Raw genomic sequence first — 19,629 nt, 5'->3', positions numbered from 1 at the left:
TGTCAACTGGCTAATTTAAAGGACTTACAAAAATTTATTAAAAATTAAAGATAAGATTCTAAACAAATAGAAAAAATTAAACTTGGATAATTACATATATTTTATATTTTTATAACAAAATTACAGACTTATACATGAAAAAATCCTTTCTTCTCCTCTTTTTGAGTGTTTTTTTAACAAAAATGCATGCTCAGGAATACTTTCCTGTTAATGAAAGTGTCCATAATAAAAATAACAATTATACAGTTTTTACCAATGCTGTAATCTTCATTACTCCAACACAAAAAATCGAAAAAGGGACTTTACTTATTCAGGATGGTAAAGTAATTGGTGTCGGCAACAATGTGACCATTCCAAAAAACGCGATTACAATTAATCTTGAAGGCAAATCTATTTATCCTTCATTTATTGATGTTTACACTAGTTTTGGAATTGAAAAACCAAAACGTAATTTACCCCGTAACAGGGAAGATGCCGTTTATGATACAAAAAAAACAGGGCGTTATTGGAATGAAAGCATATTATCTGAATTAAACGGATATGAAACATTTAAATACGACCAGCCTAAAGCTGAAGAATTATTAAAGGCTGGTTTTGGAATTGTAGGGACACATATACATGACGGAATAGCGCAAGGTACAGGAGTTCTGGTGGCTTTGAATAATGCCGATAGCAGGAACCAAATTATTTCCAACAAAATAACCAATCACTTTTCTTTTAGCAGAAGTGCATTAACGAATCAGACTTATCCTAGTTCCTTAATGGGATCAATGGCCCTGCTTCGCCAAATGTATCTGGATCTGGATTGGTATAAAAAAGGAAATTCAATTACGAAAGATTTATCATTGGAAGCTTTGGCAGAAAATGAAAAACTAATCCAGATACTCGCTTCAGAAGACAAACTAAATAGTTTAAGGGCTGCTAAAATTGCAAAAGAATTTGGCTTGAATTATATATTAAAAGGAAGCGGGAATGAATTTGAAAGAATTGAAGAAATTAAAAACACCAATTCCAAATTCATTATTCCAATCAATTTCCCGGAAGCTTATGATGTCTCTAATCCTTATTTATCGAATCAGATAGAATTGGCCGATATGCGTTTTTGGAATCAGGCTCCAACAAACCTAAAAGTGCTTTCTGATAACGGAATCATATTTGCATTAACAACTGATAAATTGAAAAAGACTGAAGATTTCAGAACCAATCTTTTAAGATCTATCAAATATGGTTTTGACAAAACAAAAGCCCTGGAGGCATTAACTACAATTCCGGCTGCAATTTTAGGAAAAAGCAATGAAATTGGAAGTTTGAAAGCGGGAAGTTATGCCAACTTTGTTATTACTTCAGGTGAAATTTTTGATGAAAAAACAGTCTTATACGAGAATTGGGTTCAGGGAACGAAATATGTTGTAAACGACATGAGTGCAAAAGACATTCGTGGGAATTACAATCTGACTATTGGAAATGAAACTTTAAAATGGAAAATTGACGGGACTGCTGAAGCACCAAAATCAGAAATCACTACTACTAATGATAAAAAAGTGAAAAACACTTTTTCTGTTTCAAAAAACTGGATTTCACTTTTGATAAAAACAAACGATACTATAAAATCTAACTTTACACGTTTAACAGGATTTGTAGAAAACATTAACAATATATCCGGGAAAGCAGAATTATATAATGGTAATCAGGTAAACTGGACAGCAGTAAAAATTTCTCCTTTTATTGCTGTAAAAGATACCGTAAAAGCAGACAAGCCAAATCCGGTTATACCAATAACTTTTCCGAATATTGCTTTTGGAAATTCAAAAAAATTAACCGCACAAAATTTATTGTTTAAGAATGCGACGGTTTGGACAAACGAAAAAGACGGGATTTTAACTGAAACTGATGTTTTGGTTAAGAACGGAAAAATTGTCGCTGTTGGTAAAAATCTTTCAGATGCTTCCGCAACAATTATTGATGTGAAAGGAAAACATCTGACCAGCGGTATTATTGATGAGCATTCGCATATCGCTATTTCAAAAGGTGTAAATGAAAGCGGTCATAATTCGACTGCCGAAGTTACCATTGAAGATGTGGTGAATTCTGAAGACATTAACATTTACAGGGATTTAGCAGGAGGTGTAACCATCTCACAATTATTACACGGCTCCGCAAATCCAATTGGCGGTCGTTCTGCCATTGTAAAATGGAAATGGGGATTATCGCCTGATGAAATGCTTTATAAAAATCAACCTAAATTTATCAAATTTGCTTTAGGTGAAAATGTCAAACAATCCAATTGGGGAAATATTAATCCAACTCGTTTTCCTCAAACCAGAATGGGAGTTGAACAGGTTTTTACCGATTATTTTCAACGTGCCAAAGAGTATGATGAAAGCTGGAAAAAATTCAATGCCAATCCTAAAAAAGAAAAAGCTCCAAGAGTTGATCTTGAATTGCAGACGCTTGCTGAAATTCTGAACAAAAAACGTTTTATTACCTGTCACTCTTATGTAGAGTCTGAAATATTAATGTTGATGAATGTTGCTGATAAATTTAATTTTAAAGTCAATACTTTCACTCACATTCTTGAAGGGTATAAAGTTGCTGATAAAATGAAAGAGCATGGTGTTGGGGCCTCAACTTTTGCAGACTGGTGGGCCTATAAATTCGAAGTTAATGATGCCATTCCGTACAACGGTCCCATCATGCACAATGAAGGATTAGTTGTTGCGTATAATTCAGATGATGCCGAAATGTCCAGAAGACTAAATCAGGAAGCAGCAAAAGCTGTAAAATACGGTAATATTCCGGAAGAAGAAGCCTGGAAATTTGTAACCCTTAATCCTGCCAGATTATTACATATTGATGATAAAGTTGGAAGTATTAAAATTGGTAAAGATGCAGATTTAGTACTTTGGAGCGACAATCCATTATCAGTTTATGCAAAAGCAGAAAAAACGGTTATTGAAGGTGTTGTTTATTATGATATTGAAAAAGACCTTGAAAAACAAGAGGCCATCACAAAAGAAAGAAATCAATTGATTGGACAGATGCTTCAGGAAAAAAACAAAGGAATGACTACCCAGGAGCCAACAAAAAAAGAGAAAAAAGAATATCATTGTGACACTTTGGAACAATACTAAGGATTAGAAAAGCTTTTCAAATAAAAAACATCATTATGACAGTTAAACACCTATATATATTGCTGCTGGTTTTATGTACGACAATACAAACCAAAGCACAGCAAGTCCCGGCACCTAAGCAAACAAAATCAGTCCTGATACTAAATGCAACGGCACATTTAGGAAATGGAAAGATAATAGAAAATAGCGCCATAGGTTTTAAGGATGGCAAACTCACATTAGTCACCGATGCCACAACAATCAGACTTGCAGATAATGCTTATGACAGCACAATTGATGCCAGCGGGAAACATGTATATCCTGGTTTTATTGCTCCTAATTCTACTTTAGGATTAGTTGAAATTGATGCTGTAAAATCTTCTGATGATCAGGAGGAAATTGGTACCATCAATCCAAATGTCAGGAGTATTATTGCTTATAATTCAACTTCAAAGGTTACTGAAACAGTTCGTCCAAACGGAATTTTAATTGCCCAGATTGTTCCTCGTGGCGGAAGAATTTCAGGAACATCCTCAATAGTTCAGCTTGATGCCTGGACTTGGGAAGATGCCCTGATGAAAGAAAATGATGGAATGCATTTAAACTTTCCTTCAGGATTTCGAAGAACCGGAAATTGGTTTGAACCGGGAATAATTGAACCTAACAAAGATTATGCTACACAGGTAAATGAAATAAATACTTTTTTTATCAACTCCAAAGCTTATTTAGGAGACACTTCAAAAGAAAGAAACTTAATCTTCGAATCAACAAAAGGGCTTTTTGATGGCTCACAAACTTTATTTATTCATGCCGATGAAGAGAAACAAATTATTGATGCTATTCAGTCTGCTAAAGCTAATGGAATAAAAAAAATAGTAATTGTTGGAGGTTTTGAAGCCTATAAAACGGCAGATTTATTGCAAAAGAATAATATTGGTGTACTTTTAAGACGTGTACATGATATGCCAACAAGCGATGACCAGGATATTAGATCCCCTTTTAAAATGGCGAAAATTTTAATTGATAAAGGAATTGTTGTCGGACTTGAAAATAGTGGTGACCATGAACGCATGAACACCCGTAACTTACCCTTTTTAGCAGGTACATGTGCCGCTTATGGTCTGGACAAAGAAAAAGCACTACAATTAATAACCCTGAATACAGCTCAATTATTAGGTATTGACGCAATTTGTGGCTCTTTAGAAATAGGAAAAGATGCCACATTGTTTATTTCTGAAGGCGATGCCTTAGATATGAGAACCAATCAATTGACAAGTGCTTTTATTCAGGGAAGAGCCATTAGCCTTGAAACACATCAGACCAAATTGAATAAAAAATACAAAGAAAAGTACAATCAAAAATAATTACTTTTTTAGCACCATTTGTGATAATCATTTGGTGCTTTTTTTATCATAATCCAACCTAATTCATAAAAACAACCATAATTAAGTTAGAAATTCTCTTAAAATTAAATTATAATTATTTTTTTGTAGTAGTATATAGCATTTAATAGTCCTTTCTTCCAAGCATACATTAATAAATCATAAGTTTTAAGTATGTTTTAACAAATAGATGCAAAACAAAGGGGGTCAAAATGAAAAATTAACAAAAATTAAACATTGAACACTATTTTTAATGGGGGCGTCAAATGATTTTATATTTTTATCAAAATTTTAAAAACTAAATAACTATGCGAAAAATTATTTTAAGTGTGATATTAATCACAATTCTTTTACTATCTATTTTTTCTATTTCATTTGTTACTGAATCCGAAACATTAGGTGCACACGTTGTCGAGCTAAAAATGGATACAGGTGATACTGCATGGATGATTGTTGCAACTGCTTTTGTATTGTTAATGACTCCGGGATTAGGTTTCTTCTATGGAGGTATGGTAGGCAAGAAAAATGTAATAAGTACTATGCTGCAAAGTTTTATGGCAATGGTAATTGTTACGGTTCTATGGGTAGTTGTTGCATTTGGATTATGCTTTGGACCATCATTAGGAGGTTTCATTGGCGATCCGACTTCAAATCTCTTTTTTCAGGGAGTAAGTGCCAATACTGCATGGGAATTAGCACCAACAATTCCTTTTATTCTTTTCGCTTTATTTCAGGCAAAATTTGCGATTATTACACCCGCTTTAATAACTGGGGCTTTTGCAGAACGTGTACGTTTCTGGGCCTATTTGTTATTCATGGTTTTATTTATATTATTAATTTATGCTCCATTATGTCACATGACCTGGCATCCTGATGGATTATTCTTCGGATGGGGAGTTTTAGATTTCGCCGGAGGAACAGTAGTACACATGAGTGCTGGTTGGGCTGCATTAGCGGGAGCTATATTCTTAGGAAAAAGAAAAGTACAAAAAGTTAACCCTGCCAGAATTACTTATGTATTATTAGGTACAGGTTTATTATGGTTCGGATGGTTTGGTTTCAATGCCGGTTCTGCTGTTGGAGCAGGAAGTCTGGCTGCACAAGCTTTAGGGACTACAACTATAGCAGCTGCTTCTGCGGCAATGGCCTGGGTTTTCCTTGATAAAATTTTAGGACATAAATTATCAGCAATGGGAGCATGTATTGGTGCAGTTGTAGGATTAGTTGCCATCACACCTGCTGCAGGATTTGTAAGCATTCCACATGCTTTGGCAATTGGTATTATCGCCAGTGTTATCAGTAATCTTGTTGTTAGTAAATTTCCTAAAGGAAAAATTGATGATGCCCTTGACGTTTTTGCCTGTCATGGAGTTGGAGGAATGGTAGGAATGTTGTTAACAGGAGTATTTGCTTCTAATTCTATAAATTCAGCAGTAGGTGACAATCAGGGATTAATTTTCGGTGATGCTACTTTATTCCTGACTCAATTAAAAGCTTTAGTAATTGTTTCAATTTTTGCTTTTGCTGCTTCTTATGCATTGTTCTTTATTGTAAACAAAATTACTCCACTAAGAGTAAGTGAAGAAAAAGAAGAATTAGGATTGGATATCTCCCAACACGGAGAATACCTATAAATAATACAATCTTTTAAATAAAAAAGCACTCTGGAATAAGATTTCAGAGTGCTTTTTGTTTGAATTAATTTTAACCTCGAATACAATCGTAATTATTAGGAGCCGGACATTTCGTGGCTTTTAAACCAGTATTCCCGCTTTCGGTTTTATCTTGCTCCGTAAACTTCACAAGGATATCACCTCTATCGGGGCTAGATTACAACCATCAGTTTTTTCAACTACCCATTTAAAGAAAGACTTATTATTGAGAACATTTGGGAATTACTTGAAATTTGAAACTCCTGTTTTTAACCATGCTAAATATTCATCTACTCCCACATAACTAATTGTGGGATTTAAAGTATTTAAATCATTACCCTTTAAATCCGTTAAAACATATAAAGGCTGTGTATTGGTTTTATACTTTGAGATCATGAACTCCGTCCACTTATCTCCAATAGTTTCAATTTTATCTCCTGAAGTTGTTATAAATTGTTTATCAGACGGCAATTCACGTTTATCATCAACATATAGTGATATTAAAACCACATCATTTTTTAAGATTGGCAAAACCTTAGGATCAGACCATACATTATTTTCCATTTTTCTGCAATTTACACAGGCATGCCCTGTAAAATCAAGCATAATAGGCTTATTAACTAACTTTGCATAAGCTAAACCATTTTCATAATCATCAAAAAGAATAATACCATGAACACCTAATTTTGCTCCTTTCGGCAATTCTTTCGATGAATCCACATTACCTGAACCTCCAACTCCAAACGGACTTTCGCTGTATTGCGGTGGTGGCGGAAAAGCACTAATCAATTTCAATGGTGCACCCCAAAGTCCCGGAATAAGATAAACCGTAAAGGCTAAAGTTATTAATCCCAAATACAATCTTCCAACAGAAATATGCTGCAAAGGGCTATCATGTGGCAGTGTTATTTTTCCAAACAGATAGAAAGCCAAAGCACCAAAAATAGCTATCCAGATTACAAGGAAAACTTCTCTCTCCAATAAATGTAATTGCAAAACTAAGTCGGCATTCGATAAGAATTTAAAGGCCAGGGCCAATTCTAAAAATCCTAAAACTACTTTTACTGTATTTAGCCATCCTCCTGATTTAGGCAATGAATTTAACCAGCCCGGAAACATGGCGAACAACATAAAGGGTAATGCAAGAGCCAGAGAAAACCCAAACATTCCAACAATAGGCCCTATAACACCATTAGTAGCAGCCTCAAATAAAAGAGATCCTACAATAGGCCCTGTACATGAAAAAGAAACAATGGCTAAAGCCAAAGCCATAAACAATATACCTATTATTCCACCTCTGTCTGCCTCCCGGTCTACTTTGTTTGCCCATGAATTTGGTAACATAATTTCAAATCCACCTAAAAAAGAAGTTGCAAAAATGACTAATAATATAAAGAACCCTAAATTAAACCAGACATTCGTTGCCAAAGAATTTAAAGCATCAGCTCCAAAAATCCAGGATACTAAAAAACCTAAAGCAACATAAATTACAATAATCGAAATTCCATAAATAATGGCATTTCGGATTCCGGCAGCCTTCGTTTTACTTTGCTTAGTAAAAAAACTAACTGTCATAGGAATCATTGGAAAAACACAAGGTGTTAACAACGCAGTAAATCCAAATAAGAAGGCAACAAAAAATATTGACCACAAACTTCTTGGCGAACCCGGAGCCTGAATATCAACTTTAGCACTAACATTGTCAGCTTCGGTTTTCACAATTTCTGCCTGCGATTTACTGGTACTAGTATTTAAGGTATCAACTGCTAAACCTGTTGCTTTTGTCTCATCAGTTTTTGCCTCTTTAATATTAGCAATCGCATCAATTTTAAATATTGAAGGAACTGCAATTGAGAATTTTTTATTAAGATTAATGCAAACTTCTTTACAAACCTGAAAATCAAATTCTGCCTCAACGGTTTTTAAATTAGGATTTATTATCGTGATCTCTTGTTCAATATGGGCTTTTCCTTCAAAAAAAGTTTCATTGACACCAAAAATATCATTAAATGCTGTTCTGGTTTTTCCTTCTTTGGCTTTACCAACCAAATTATAATTTCCTTTTTGATTTTTAAATGCTATTTCTAATGGCAATGGACCGCCATCAGGGGTAAATTGAGAATACAAATGCCAATCCTTTTCAATAATTCCATCAAAAATTAAAATAAAATTACTTTCTGATTTCTTTTCAATTTTTGCTGTCCATTTTACAGGCTCCAGGATCTGAGCATCCACTTTTACAAAAGCAAAGCTCAAAAATAATAAAAAGACAATAGTCTTATTCCAAAAACTTTTAAATATTACGGCTTGATGACTGGAGTTTAAATTCATTCTTGTATTTCAATTTTAAGTATTTTGTTTGAGATTTTTTCAATTTTAAATCGTTCGTCCTGTCTGATCCCTACCACCCAAACAATTTGGTTATCAGAACATAAAATCCACGTATTCTCTTTTTCTATCAGTGACAACTTTTCATCTTTAAAAAGTTTGCTGACTTTTTTCGATTTCCCTTCCATTCCGAAAGGATGAAAAGTATCGCCCTCTTTCCATTTACGTAAAATCATCGGAAACCGGATTTTTTCTGCGTCAACAAATATAGTTGTATTTGAATCTATTGTAATCTCATCCACAGCAGAAAGCTTCAATTTTAAGGGAAAATTAACTTCTGCAGCATTTTCCTCAATTTTATATTCTTCATTCGGATCAGCATCTAAAACAGGGCTTAAAATCAAAGTTGTCCTGTTTTTTATTAATCTGAATTGTGATGACAGAACTTGTTTTCCTGATTGGGAATCCGTGAGATCATAAATATCATTCCACGCTAAAAAACCAAATTCATTTAGCCATTGATACAAATAAGATTTGTAATTCGGTAATCTTTTTAACTGTTCTAAATCAAAATGTATTTCATTACCTTCTTCTTTTGCAACCTGCTGATAAATCATGATCGAAGCATCTTCTGCCATTTCATTAGATTCCTGCAAATAGGATTGTGTTTTTTGAAATGCTTTCAAAAAATCAGGATTAATTTCTTTTAAGATTGGAACCAAGTCATGACGAATTTTATTTCGCAGATATTTATTGGATGCATTACTGCTGTCTTCCCTCCATTCTATATTATTTTCTTTTGCATATTTTAGAATTTCGTCCCTGGAAAAAGGCAAAAGTGGACGAATAATTTTATCATTTTGTTCGGGAATACCTATAAGTCCTTCCAGTCCTGTACCACGACTTAGATTAATAATAAAAGTTTCGAGATTATCATCGGCATGGTGTGCTGTTAAGATGTAATCAAATTTATGAGTTTCTAAAAGTTCATAAAACCAACTATATCTTAATTCGCGTGCTGCTACCTGAGTAGAAAGCTTATAGTCTTTTGCAAAAGCTTTGGTATCAAATTGAGTGATATAAACAGGAATGCTGTTTTTTTCGCAATAGGATTGAATAAAATCCCGGTCACCAAAACTTTCTAATCCGCGAAGCTGAAAATTGCAATGCAAAACTGCAATTTCAAACTCTAATTGCTGAAATAAATGTAATAAAACCATACTATCCAAACCACCGCTAACAGCAAGAAAAAGTTTTTTTTGCTCTAAATAGGAAAATCTTGAATTGATATGATTCTTTAAATTTGAAAGCATTGATAAAATTAAAAAATGAATGTTTTTTAGAACTGCAAAATTAAGGTTTTAAAAAGAAATATGCGAGAGTTTTAAGAAAGTTGCTCCTGTAATTTTTTAATATCATCACGCAATTTGGCAGCCTGTAAAAAGTCTAATTCTTTTGCTGCTTTTTCCATAGATTTTCGTTTTTCACGAATCATTTTTTCTAACTCCGGTTTCGACAAATATTTGGTTTCCGGTTCTGCTACCATTCCCAAAGTATGGCCTAATTCATATTCCACCAAGGGATTTTTAGTAAAAGCACTCTCTATTTTTTTGTTTAGGGCCTGTGGTATAATTCCGTTTTCAGTATTAAAATTTATTTGTTTCGTTCTGCGATAATTGGTTTCATCAATTGTTCTTTGCATGCTTGCCGTCGTTTTATCGGCATACAAAATCGCCTTTCCGTTTAAATTTCTGGCTGCACGACCAATAGTTTGTGTCAACGATCTGTGATTACGAAGAAAACCTTCCTTATCAGCATCTAAAATAGCTACTAATGAAACCTCTGGTAAATCCAGACCTTCACGAAGTAAATTGACTCCAATTAAAACGTCAAAAATTCCTTTTCGTAAATCCTGCATGATTTCGATACGTTCCAATGTATCTACTTCTGAATGAATGTAACGACAACGAACGCCTACTTTAGATAAGTATTTGGCTAATTCCTCTGCCATTCTTTTGGTCAGCGTAGTTACTAAAACCCTTTCGTCCAATTCACAACGTACCTGGATTTCTTCAATCAAATCATCAATCTGGTTTAAACTTGGCCTTACTTCAATAACCGGATCTAATAATCCTGTGGGGCGAATAACCTGCTCAACCACTACACCATCCGTTTTCTGCAATTCGTAATCCGCAGGAGTTGCAGAAACGTAAATAACCTGATTCTGCATCGCTTCGAATTCTTCAAATTTCAAAGGTCGGTTATCCATTGCAGCCGGGAGGCGGAAACCATACTCCACCAAATTTTCCTTTCGGCTTCGGTCACCGCCAAACATCGCATGAACCTGCGAAACGGTTACGTGGCTTTCATCGACCACCATCAAATAATCTTTGGGAAAATAATCCAATAAACAGAAAGGTCTTGTTCCGGGTTGTCTTCCATCCAGATAACGCGAATAATTTTCGATTCCGGAGCAATAACCCAGTTCCCGGATCATTTCTAAATCAAAATTGGTACGTTCTTCGAGGCGTTTTGCTTCCAGATGCTTCCCTATTTCCTTAAAATAATCGACTTGTTTTACCAGATCCTGCTGAATTTCCCAGATTGCACCTTGCAGTACTTCTGGAGAAGTTACGAACATATTCGCAGGATAAATAGTCAGCTTTTTGAATTTTTCAATAACCTGCGAAGTCTTGGCATCAAATGATTCTATCTCTTCGATCTCATCTCCAAAAAAATGAATCCTGAAAGCATCATCAGCATAACTTGGATAAACTTCTACAATATCTCCCTTGATTCTAAAATTGCCCGGATTAAAATCTGCTTCTGTTCTGGAATATAAACTCTGCACCAGACTATGTAATAATTTGGTTCGTGAAATTACCTGATCTCTTTCAATCGTAATTACGTTTTTCTGAAATTCAACTGGGTTTCCAATACCATATAAACACGAAACAGAAGCTACCACTAAAATATCACGTCGTCCAGAAAGTAAGGAAGAAGTCGTACTTAAACGCATTTTCTCCAATTCTTCATTGATCGATAAATCCTTTTCAATAAAAACCCCGGTTACCGGCATAAAGGCTTCAGGCTGATAATAATCGTAGTATGAAACGAAATACTCAACTGCATTATTTGGAAAAAACTGTTTGAATTCAGAATACAATTGTGCCGCCAAAGTTTTGTTATGAGCCAAAACTAAAGTAGGTTTTTGCACTTCCTGAATAACATTGGCAACCGTAAAAGTTTTGCCCGAACCTGTTACACCTAATAAAGTCTGATATTTTTCGCCATCGACAATCCCTTGTGCCAATTTTTGGATCGCTTGTGGCTGATCTCCTTTTGGACTATAATCTGAAGCTACCTGGAAATTCATTTTTGTATGATGAAAAGTTTAGTTTTGTAAAGATACAAAGTTTGAATTCTATTAAATATATTACGCAAAACTTTAAGTTAGGCCTCTTCTAAAAAATTGACAATAGTTTCGCTGACAATTTTTGATTGGTCAATAGTCAGGAAATGCCCTGCGTCCCTGATTATTTTAGTCTTGCAGTTTGGTAAAAATTCTTTTGCCCTCGTAAGACTTTCTTCTGCATTAATAACATCCTGATCACCAATAAGTACCAAAACCGGGCTTCGTATGGACTTTAATTCCTCATTAGAAAAAGGGGTCATTTTTAACATGCTTGAATTTGAACTTGCATATTTATTAGCCAGATAAAATTGTCTTTTATACACAGGACTAATTTTTTCCGGATGAGTGGAGAACGTTTTTAATGTCTTTTGGAATTTCTTTTCGCTTGGAAAAATCTTCAGCATTAAAGCAGACGAAGTTTTTCTCATTTTATCAATAAATTTAAACGTTTGTGCCGGACTCAATAACACAATCTTATCAATCGAGTTTGCTTTTTGGGAAGCCAATAAAGTTGCAATCCATCCACCACGGGAAGCTCCAACGATATTAAAGTTTTTTAATTTGTAATAATTGAAAACATCGTTGTAACACTGCACTATTTCTTCTTTTGAAAGTGACTTTACCGTTAAAGTAGATTTTCCTGGCTCCATTAAAAAATCGATAGCGTAAATACGATTATTTTTTGCTAATGCTTTGATGTTAGGAAACCACATTGTAGAACTGGCATCCATTCCGTGCAGTAAAACCAAATCTTTTCCGTTTTTTGGACCCGCCAATATTACATGTACTGTACCAAAACTGGTTTTTATGTTTTCTTCTGTATAAGGAACATCCCAGAGTTTTAATGATTTGTTATAAGACGCTATATAAGACTCTTTCTCTTTTTTGGTTTGAAAAACATAATCTTCAAATTTTACTTTTTTTGTAGAAGAGCAACTAAAAAGCAAACATAAAAGTACGAATTTGAGTAGAAATTTTGCCATAACTGTAAAATTCAATTTCCCATAAAGGTACAGTGAATATCAATTATGTGATAACAGAATTTTAATTTAAACTATCATAATTACAATTTTTTATAATCCCTGCTGGTGTGCTGAATTCTTAGTATAAATTGTTTAGCAGTAATTTTATAAGATATCTATAACTGTAAATTTCAAAAGCGCGATAGTTTTATTGTTTAAAATTAAATTTTAAATGATTTTTGCTGAGCTTCGCTTAAGAAAGTCCATACCACAATTCGGCTTGTTTTCTGGCCCTGAGCCATATCGATTGTTTTTATGGAAGCTGCATTTACTTTATTTAAGGTTTTATAAATACTCGATAAATTTTCTCTTTTTGAAACTAAGGTTGAAAACCATAAACATTGCATGGCAAATTTGGCACTTTCATAAATCATTTGGGTTACAAAACCAATTTCACCACCATCGCACCATAATTCGGCATTGTGTCCTCCAAAATTCAAAACAGGATTTGTTTTTTTCTTTTCGTTTGGATTTAAATTAGATACTTTACGCACCGTACTTTGGTTCGCATCTTCAGCCGAAGCATGAAAAGGCGGATTACACATCGTAAAGGTAAACCGGTCTTCGGGAGTGATGATGTTTTTGAAAATAAAACGGGATTCTGTTTGTTGCTGCAGACTTATGGCGTCAATTAATTTTGGATTGGCTTCGATAATCCTGCTGCAATTTTCAATTACTTTTTCATCAATGTCTGTGCCTACAAAACTCCAGTCGTAAATCGCATTTCCAAGAATGGGATAAATACAGTTCGCCCCTGTTCCTATATCCAAACCTAAAATCGAAGACCCAAGAGGAATTACGCCGCCATTGGTTTCAGCCAGTAAATCGGCCAGATAATGAATATAATCTGCTCTTCCGGGAATTGGCGGACAAAGATAATTTTTAGGGATATCCCAGTTTTGAATGTCGTAATAGGTTTGCAATAAAGCTTTGTTAAGCAATTTTACTGAAACAGGATTACTGAAATCAACCGTTTCTATTCCGTGAACGTTTATGGCAACATGTGCTTTTAATTCGGGACAATTTGAAATAAGAAGTTCGAAATCATAACGGGAACGATGAAGATTTCGGGGATGCAAATTGTTTTTTTCGGAATTGTCTGTTGTTTTCATTTTGTGAATTTCCGTGCAAAGATAGTCATTCCTTTTCGGGAAAACGAACTTATGAAACCTAAAGCCTTAGCCATGATGGAAGCAGCATCCTTTTATGCCGGGGTTTGGCATAAAAGATAGAGCGGACAGCAGGACACGAGCGATAGCGACTGACGAAGTAACAGCTTCATCAAATTCAAATGGCAATGTCAATATCAAAATTCAATGATACTTAATCTATACATTCCATCAGCAATAAATCGCCATTTTTATGGGTAATGGTAACGATTCCGTCTTTTGCTACAGAATTGCTGCTGCCTGTTCTGTACCCCATTGTAAGCGTATCATTTTGAAGCGGATATTCTAAATTAGTTGAATAAATTCCATTAACAACACCAATAGGAATAAGGGAAATTGGCGTTTTTGCCGTGTACCATTTTTCAAATTTAAGAGGTAGTAAAAATATTTTGGAATGATCATCAAGAATCACAATTTTTAGCAAATCGCGGTACCGGACAATATTGGTAAGATTGGTAATCGTATGATCAGCGCGTTTTCCGGTTGCCCAGACAACGTTTACGGCAGGAATTTTTCGGTCGATCAGATAATCAAAAGCTTTTTCCAAATCAGTTTTGTTTTGATCGGGTGTATGAACGATTTCAATAGGGTATTGTGATGTTTTGTAGATTTCTGGATCGAAACCACAATCAAAATCCCCTAAAAGCACATCTACTTTAATGCCTAACTCAATCACTCTTTCAATTGCAGAATCCAGTACGATTACTAAAGGTGACCACTCAAGCAATTGTCCTAATAATTCAGGATTGCAGGCGGCACCGTTGGCAATAATTAATGCAGGTTCCTGATCGTCGCGAACTATATGGTGTGATGACATGCTTAATATTATTTTTGAATGTGATGCAAATGTACGAAAGGATTGGATTTTTGGATGAATCTTAAATCACTAATCTGCGATGATAATTGATTTGTCCTAAATGATAGGCTAAATGTGTAGAAAGATGCACCAGAAAAAAGCCGGTTGTCATTTCTTTTTCGAAAACAATCTGAGGATAAATGGTTTCTAAATCAGCTTCGTCCAAAGAATCAAGAACATTATTGACAACCGAAATAGTTGCTTCAATTTTGTTTATTAATTCGGATTGTGGAATATCTTTAAGGGAAAATTCGAATTCACGATTCCTGATGTATCCGGTTTTTCCAATTTCAGCACCAATATAAGTGTTGAGATTCCCAATTAAATGGAGGCAAAGATTTCCGGCTGAATTCGAAATATTTTTATCTATTACCCAAATCTGACTTTCGTTTTGATACAGCTCAATTTCAGTTTTGAGTTTCGTCAAATCCCGGTTAAAAAGTGATTTTAGTGTTTCTATTAACATGATTCTAAACTTTATTTTTTATTGGAATCCAGATTTCTTCTTCAGAATCCGGATCGTCTTTTTTATATTTTTCAGACATTACAGCAAAATGAGGCCTCTCATCTACTGCATATTCAGAATTTGGCAACCATTCGGTAAAAATAGCCTGGTAGGTTTTCTCTGCTTCTGTGGATGAACCTCTGTGGATGAACACGGCGTATAGTCCTGATGGAATTATCAAATTTTCCATGCCTGATGGAATTTCATTGAAATCTGAAACTTCAACTCCCGCCCATTTTTGAAAAGCTTTCTCTGGATAGAAATTATCGAAATAACCAGAAGGAAAAACTTCAAGAGAATATAAATTTGAATCTGTTGAATTTTTGATTTCCTTTCGATCCGGCATAAAACTACTCCATAACTGAAATGTTTTATTTTCGGCATAGGACATTGTAATGTGTTTTCCTATGAGTTTTTTCTCGGTTAAGGTTTCGATTCTGGTTTCCATTTTTAACTAAATTATTTAACAATATATTTTTTTGAAACTATTTCGCTAAGCGAAAAATAACCTAAAGGATAATTACTTTTATTGGTTGTGTTGATAATATTACCTCTTACTGTTGCCGGGGGGCTTTGAAAAGGCCCACCTATATTACTGCCTGCAATACTTACTAATATATTCATATAATTATAATATTGCTTTGAAATTCCATAATGTGTTACTTCTACTTCATCTCCGGTTTTTAAATCTTCTACATCAGAAACGCTAAAAAATTCGTTTCCCTGATAAAACTCATCTTCATCAACATAATAGGTCGAGGTAATTTTATTTGAATATACATATCTGTATAAATAATAATTGTCTATATCTGCCGGATCATTATAAAAAGCCCTCACTACAATACCGGCAAGATTACCTGCATCATTTTGTGTAATATTGGTTATTGGGGTTATAGATTTTAGAGTTTCGCTTGCAGTATAGGTATTGCCATTACTAATTACAGTCAATGTATAAGTTCCATTTATTACTGGTTTAAAATTATTACAAGCATATATACCCGAATTAGATACCTCTGTAAAATTAAATTGTTGATTATCACTATTTTTTATATAAATGACAGCTCCTGAAACTATTGGAATTTTATCTTCAAAATAGCCTGTTGTTGTAGTCAGCTTTATTCTTTGCTGAGCTCCGGAAGTTCCTTTTCTCCAATTGATAGCCGCTTCTATTACTAATTTTGGAGCAGCGGTATTTAAATCGACATGAACTACTTCTTCACAGCTTGTAAAGAATAACGATATAAAAAACACTATTAATAAGACTGCTTTTTTCATACTTTATCTTTTTTAATTTCTTTTACAGAAAATCGCTTTTTAAAACTTAAAATTATAACTAACTGCCGGCACGATTCCGAAAATGGATGTTCTTACTGCTTCATTATAACCGGTATCTGCATTTTGACGGAAGTTGATCGAAGCTGCATTTTGGCGATTATACAAATTATATATACTAAACACCCATTCTCCTTTCCACTTTCTGGTTTTATTTTTTTCAAGGGCTAATGTAGCTGAAATGTCCAAATGATGATAGGCTGGCAAACGATTTTCATTTCGTAATCCATAACCAGGAACAGTTATTCCTAAATATTCATACTGACTGTTTGGATATGTAACAGGCTGACCGGACTGCAAGACAAAATTAGCTCCAAATGACCATCTTTCATTTAAATTATAAGCAGACGTAATAGCTAAATTATGCAATTTATCATAGGCTGAACTATACCATTGACCATTATTAATACCGGTTTCTTCAGCTATCCTTCCAGGTGTTTGCTGTTCTGATTTTGAAAGAGTATATGAAATCCAGCCGTTAAATTTACCTTCGTTTTTCTTAAACATTATTTCTAGCCCATAAGCCCTCATTCTCCCGTTTAAAATTACCTGTTCAATTGCATTATTTGCAATCAGATTAGCTCCATCAATATAATCCAGCCTGTTTTTAACTTTTTTATAGTAAACCTCTGTTTCAAGTGAATAAGCACCGTCTTTGAAATTTTTAAAATAACCTAAAGCAACCTGATCTGCAATTTGAGGTTTGATATAAGTATCACTTGGCATCCAGACATCAAGAGGTGTCGGGGATGAAGTATTAGAAATTAACTGAAGATATTGTACCATTCTGTTATAACTAGCTTTTATTGCCTGATTATCATTTAGTTGACAGGAAATTGAAAATCGAGGTTCAAAGTTGTTATAACTTTCAATAGCCTTATTTTTCTTGTAATATTCAGTAGCAATTGGTGTCCCTTTTTCATAAATCTGCATTTCCGAATTGAAGACAACTGCATTATTGTTTTCATACAAATTAATTGTCGAAGGTCCCAAACGATAAAACATACTAAATCTTAAGCCATAGTAAACAGTAATTTTGTTCGAAAGCTGATTTTCTGCATCAATGTAAGGCGAAAGAGAAAGTGCATATTTTTTGTCTAATTGTTCAGGATTGATTGTGAATTCATCACTTAAAGGTCTAATTGTTCCGGGATTAAACTCGTAATAAATTCCGTTTAAACCATAACTCAATTTTAATTTATCTGAAATATAGCTTTCAAAATCATATTTAACAGTATAATTTTTAATTCCGGAATCCCATTTGAAACCTACAAAATTTAAATCAAGTCCATAATAATAATCACTATAGATTAAAGACAAATTTGCGAACAATTTATCTGAATACAAATGACTCCAACGTAAATTCAGTATAGAATTACCATAAGTATTTATAAAAATTTCATTCAGTTTAAAAACATCACGACCAAAATAACCTGATAGAAACAAGCTGTTGTTTTGGTTTAGTTTATAACTTAATTTGGTATTTAAATCATAAAAATAAGCAGCATTCCCTTTTTGGTCTTCTGATAATTTTAGAAATAAATGTGCGTAAGACGTTCTTCCTCCTATCAAAAATGAACCTTTATTTTTTACTATCGGGCCTTCAGCAAGAATACGGCTTGAAATCAGTCCAATTCCTCCATTTACATTAAATTCTTTGCTGTTTCCGTCTTTCTGATAAATATCCAGAACAGAAGAGACCCTGCCTCCGTAACGTGCCGGAATTCCACCTTTATACAATTTTAAATTCTTAATAGCATCGGGATTAAAAACAGAAAAAAAACCAAAAACATGTGAAGAATTAAATATGGTAGCTTCGTCTAATAAAATTAAATTCTGATCAGCACCGCCTCCCCTAACATTAAATCCTGAAGCTCCTTCTCCGGCATTTGTTACTCCCGGCAGCAGTAAAATAGATTTTAAAACATCGACTTCGCCTAAAACCACAGGCATTTTTTTGATGGTAGAAATAGACAATTTATTAACACTCATTTCTGTGGATTTAGTATTAATTTTATTAGAATTACCTTTAATTATGACTTCATGAAGTTCTTCACTACTTTCGTTTAAGGATAAATTATCTTTAGTATCCTGATTCAGGAATATTATTTTATCTATACTCTGATAGCCTAAATGACTTATTTCTAATTGATGTTCACCGGCAGGAAGTGTCAGCGAATAAAATCCATATTTATTTGTAGAGGTACCTATTTTCAAAGCTGGGATATAGATATGGACTCCTATTAGAGTTTCATTATTTTTAAAGTCAGTTATGGTACCACTTAGTGTAAATTTTTCCTGTGAAAACGAAATTAAAGTAGTGAGAAGAATAACAAATATGCTGATTTTTTTTATAATCATATTCTGTATTTATACCTTATTAAACTTTGTAAGCAATAATTGTTGAAAATAAGTTAAGAAAACTTCTTTTCATTCTAATCAAAGATAGATTTAAGAAATCATTTTATTTATCTCAAAAAATTTAAATTTGTATCCTTTTAGATTTTTTTGTCGTTATTATTTTTCTTTTCTTCTCTTCTCCTTTCATTGATACTTTCTAAGTTTTTTAACTTATAAAAAGAAATCTCTACTGGTCAAATTACCTGTAGAGATTGCTCGCTTTGCATTGTTTTAAGTAGTAGAATTAACAATACTTACATTTCTTCTAATTCAAAAATTTTGTCCAAACCTTCCATTGCAATTGTGAATCCTCCTAATAAGGGTTTCGTTGTTTTTAAAGTCGGTTATGGTCCCGCTTAAAGTAAATTTTTCCTGGGAAAATGAAGATAAAGCCGAAAGGACAAGAATAATAAACGTGCCCATTTTTTTGAAACCATCGCCTGAATTTTGAAATACAT

13 protein-coding genes are annotated in these 19,629 nt (G+C 33.8%); 3 read left to right on the top strand and 10 right to left on the bottom strand.

The annotated features are described in order from the left end of the window. Nucleotides 1-134 precede the first annotated feature (134 nt). The 3 genes from J2W48_RS09535 (at nucleotide 135) to J2W48_RS09525 (ending at nucleotide 6,126) form a co-directional block, all read left to right on the top strand. A complete protein-coding gene (locus J2W48_RS09535) occupies nucleotides 135-3,131 on the top strand; it encodes an amidohydrolase family protein (protein ID WP_310280669.1) in 2,997 nt (998 codons plus the stop codon). A 35-nt stretch (nucleotides 3,132-3,166) separates the two neighbouring features. After that, nucleotides 3,167-4,474 (top strand): amidohydrolase family protein, encoded by a 1,308-nt coding sequence (locus J2W48_RS09530; RefSeq protein ID WP_310280668.1) that lies wholly within the window; start codon nucleotides 3,167-3,169, stop codon nucleotides 4,472-4,474. Nucleotides 4,475-4,800: 326 nt separating this feature from the next. Beyond that, entirely contained in the window at nucleotides 4,801-6,126 is a 1,326-nt protein-coding gene (locus J2W48_RS09525) for an ammonium transporter (RefSeq protein ID WP_310280667.1), read from the top strand. 261 nt (nucleotides 6,127-6,387) lie between these two features. Here J2W48_RS09525 and J2W48_RS09520 read toward each other — a convergent pair whose 3' ends face one another. The 10 genes from J2W48_RS09520 to J2W48_RS09475 all read right to left on the bottom strand — a co-directional run bounded on the left by J2W48_RS09520 (nucleotide 6,388) and on the right by J2W48_RS09475 (nucleotide 19,132). Further along, the gene (locus J2W48_RS09520) at nucleotides 6,388-8,475 is read right to left on the bottom strand and encodes a protein-disulfide reductase DsbD family protein (protein ID WP_310280666.1); all 2,088 of its coding nucleotides are present in this window, start codon (nucleotides 8,473-8,475) and stop codon (nucleotides 6,388-6,390) included. After that, nucleotides 8,472-9,785, bottom strand: coding sequence for a tRNA lysidine(34) synthetase TilS (tilS, locus tag J2W48_RS09515; RefSeq protein ID WP_310280665.1), 1,314 nt, complete (start codon nucleotides 9,783-9,785; stop codon nucleotides 8,472-8,474). The genes J2W48_RS09520 and tilS overlap by 4 nt, the downstream gene beginning before the upstream one ends. Before the next feature lie 71 nt (nucleotides 9,786-9,856). Next, complete coding sequence (gene uvrB, locus J2W48_RS09510; protein ID WP_310280664.1) at nucleotides 9,857-11,848, bottom strand: excinuclease ABC subunit UvrB; 1,992 nt, start codon at nucleotides 11,846-11,848, stop codon at nucleotides 9,857-9,859. 77 nt (nucleotides 11,849-11,925) lie between these two features. After that, nucleotides 11,926-12,870, bottom strand: coding sequence for an alpha/beta fold hydrolase (locus J2W48_RS09505; RefSeq protein WP_310280663.1), 945 nt, complete (start codon nucleotides 12,868-12,870; stop codon nucleotides 11,926-11,928). A 200-nt stretch (nucleotides 12,871-13,070) separates the two neighbouring features. Beyond that, nucleotides 13,071-14,021: a 23S rRNA (adenine(1618)-N(6))-methyltransferase RlmF gene (gene rlmF / locus J2W48_RS09500; RefSeq protein ID WP_310280661.1), complete on the bottom strand. Its 951-nt coding sequence runs from the start codon at nucleotides 14,019-14,021 to the stop codon at nucleotides 13,071-13,073. A 211-nt stretch (nucleotides 14,022-14,232) separates the two neighbouring features. Further along, nucleotides 14,233-14,895 (bottom strand): thiamine diphosphokinase, encoded by a 663-nt coding sequence (locus tag J2W48_RS09495; RefSeq protein WP_310280660.1) that lies wholly within the window; start codon nucleotides 14,893-14,895, stop codon nucleotides 14,233-14,235. A gap of 61 nt (nucleotides 14,896-14,956) precedes the next feature. Next, nucleotides 14,957-15,400, bottom strand: coding sequence for a DinB family protein (locus J2W48_RS09490; protein WP_310280658.1), 444 nt, complete (start codon nucleotides 15,398-15,400; stop codon nucleotides 14,957-14,959). A 4-nt stretch (nucleotides 15,401-15,404) separates the two neighbouring features. After that, nucleotides 15,405-15,887: a GyrI-like domain-containing protein gene (locus tag J2W48_RS09485; RefSeq protein WP_310280657.1), complete on the bottom strand. Its 483-nt coding sequence runs from the start codon at nucleotides 15,885-15,887 to the stop codon at nucleotides 15,405-15,407. 11 nt (nucleotides 15,888-15,898) lie between these two features. Continuing rightward, a complete protein-coding gene (locus tag J2W48_RS09480) occupies nucleotides 15,899-16,714 on the bottom strand; it encodes a DUF4249 family protein (protein ID WP_310280655.1) in 816 nt (271 codons plus the stop codon). 39 nt (nucleotides 16,715-16,753) lie between these two features. Continuing rightward, nucleotides 16,754-19,132: a TonB-dependent receptor gene (locus J2W48_RS09475; protein ID WP_310280652.1), complete on the bottom strand. Its 2,379-nt coding sequence runs from the start codon at nucleotides 19,130-19,132 to the stop codon at nucleotides 16,754-16,756. Nucleotides 19,133-19,629: the final 497 nt, after the last annotated feature.

It is taken from the genome of Flavobacterium piscis, assembly GCF_031457575.1.
Classification (GTDB): Bacteria; Bacteroidota; Bacteroidia; order Flavobacteriales; family Flavobacteriaceae; genus Flavobacterium; species Flavobacterium piscis_A.
This window is presented reverse-complemented; position numbering and strand designations above follow the sequence as displayed.

Bases quoted from the DNA above. Each gene is read 5' to 3' on its own strand.
- tilS (WP_310280665.1), bottom strand. From the start codon at position 9,785: ATGCTTTCAAATTTAAAGAATCATATCAATTCAAGATTTTCCTATTTA.
- J2W48_RS09520 (WP_310280666.1), bottom strand. From the start codon at position 8,475: ATGAATTTAAACTCCAGTCATCAAGCCGTAATATTTAAAAGTTTTTGG.
- J2W48_RS09480 (WP_310280655.1), bottom strand. From the start codon at position 16,714: ATGAAAAAAGCAGTCTTATTAATAGTGTTTTTTATATCGTTATTCTTT.
- J2W48_RS09495 (WP_310280660.1), bottom strand. From the start codon at position 14,895: ATGTCATCACACCATATAGTTCGCGACGATCAGGAACCTGCATTAATT.
- J2W48_RS09490 (WP_310280658.1), bottom strand. From the start codon at position 15,400: ATGTTAATAGAAACACTAAAATCACTTTTTAACCGGGATTTGACGAAA.
- J2W48_RS09505 (WP_310280663.1), bottom strand. From the start codon at position 12,870: ATGGCAAAATTTCTACTCAAATTCGTACTTTTATGTTTGCTTTTTAGT.
- J2W48_RS09535 (WP_310280669.1), top strand. From the start codon at position 135: ATGAAAAAATCCTTTCTTCTCCTCTTTTTGAGTGTTTTTTTAACAAAA.
- J2W48_RS09525 (WP_310280667.1), top strand. From the start codon at position 4,801: ATGCGAAAAATTATTTTAAGTGTGATATTAATCACAATTCTTTTACTA.
- rlmF (WP_310280661.1), bottom strand. From the start codon at position 14,021: ATGAAAACAACAGACAATTCCGAAAAAAACAATTTGCATCCCCGAAAT.
- J2W48_RS09485 (WP_310280657.1), bottom strand. From the start codon at position 15,887: ATGGAAACCAGAATCGAAACCTTAACCGAGAAAAAACTCATAGGAAAA.
- J2W48_RS09530 (WP_310280668.1), top strand. From the start codon at position 3,167: ATGACAGTTAAACACCTATATATATTGCTGCTGGTTTTATGTACGACA.
- J2W48_RS09475 (WP_310280652.1), bottom strand. From the start codon at position 19,132: ATGATTATAAAAAAAATCAGCATATTTGTTATTCTTCTCACTACTTTA.
- uvrB (WP_310280664.1), bottom strand. From the start codon at position 11,848: ATGAATTTCCAGGTAGCTTCAGATTATAGTCCAAAAGGAGATCAGCCA.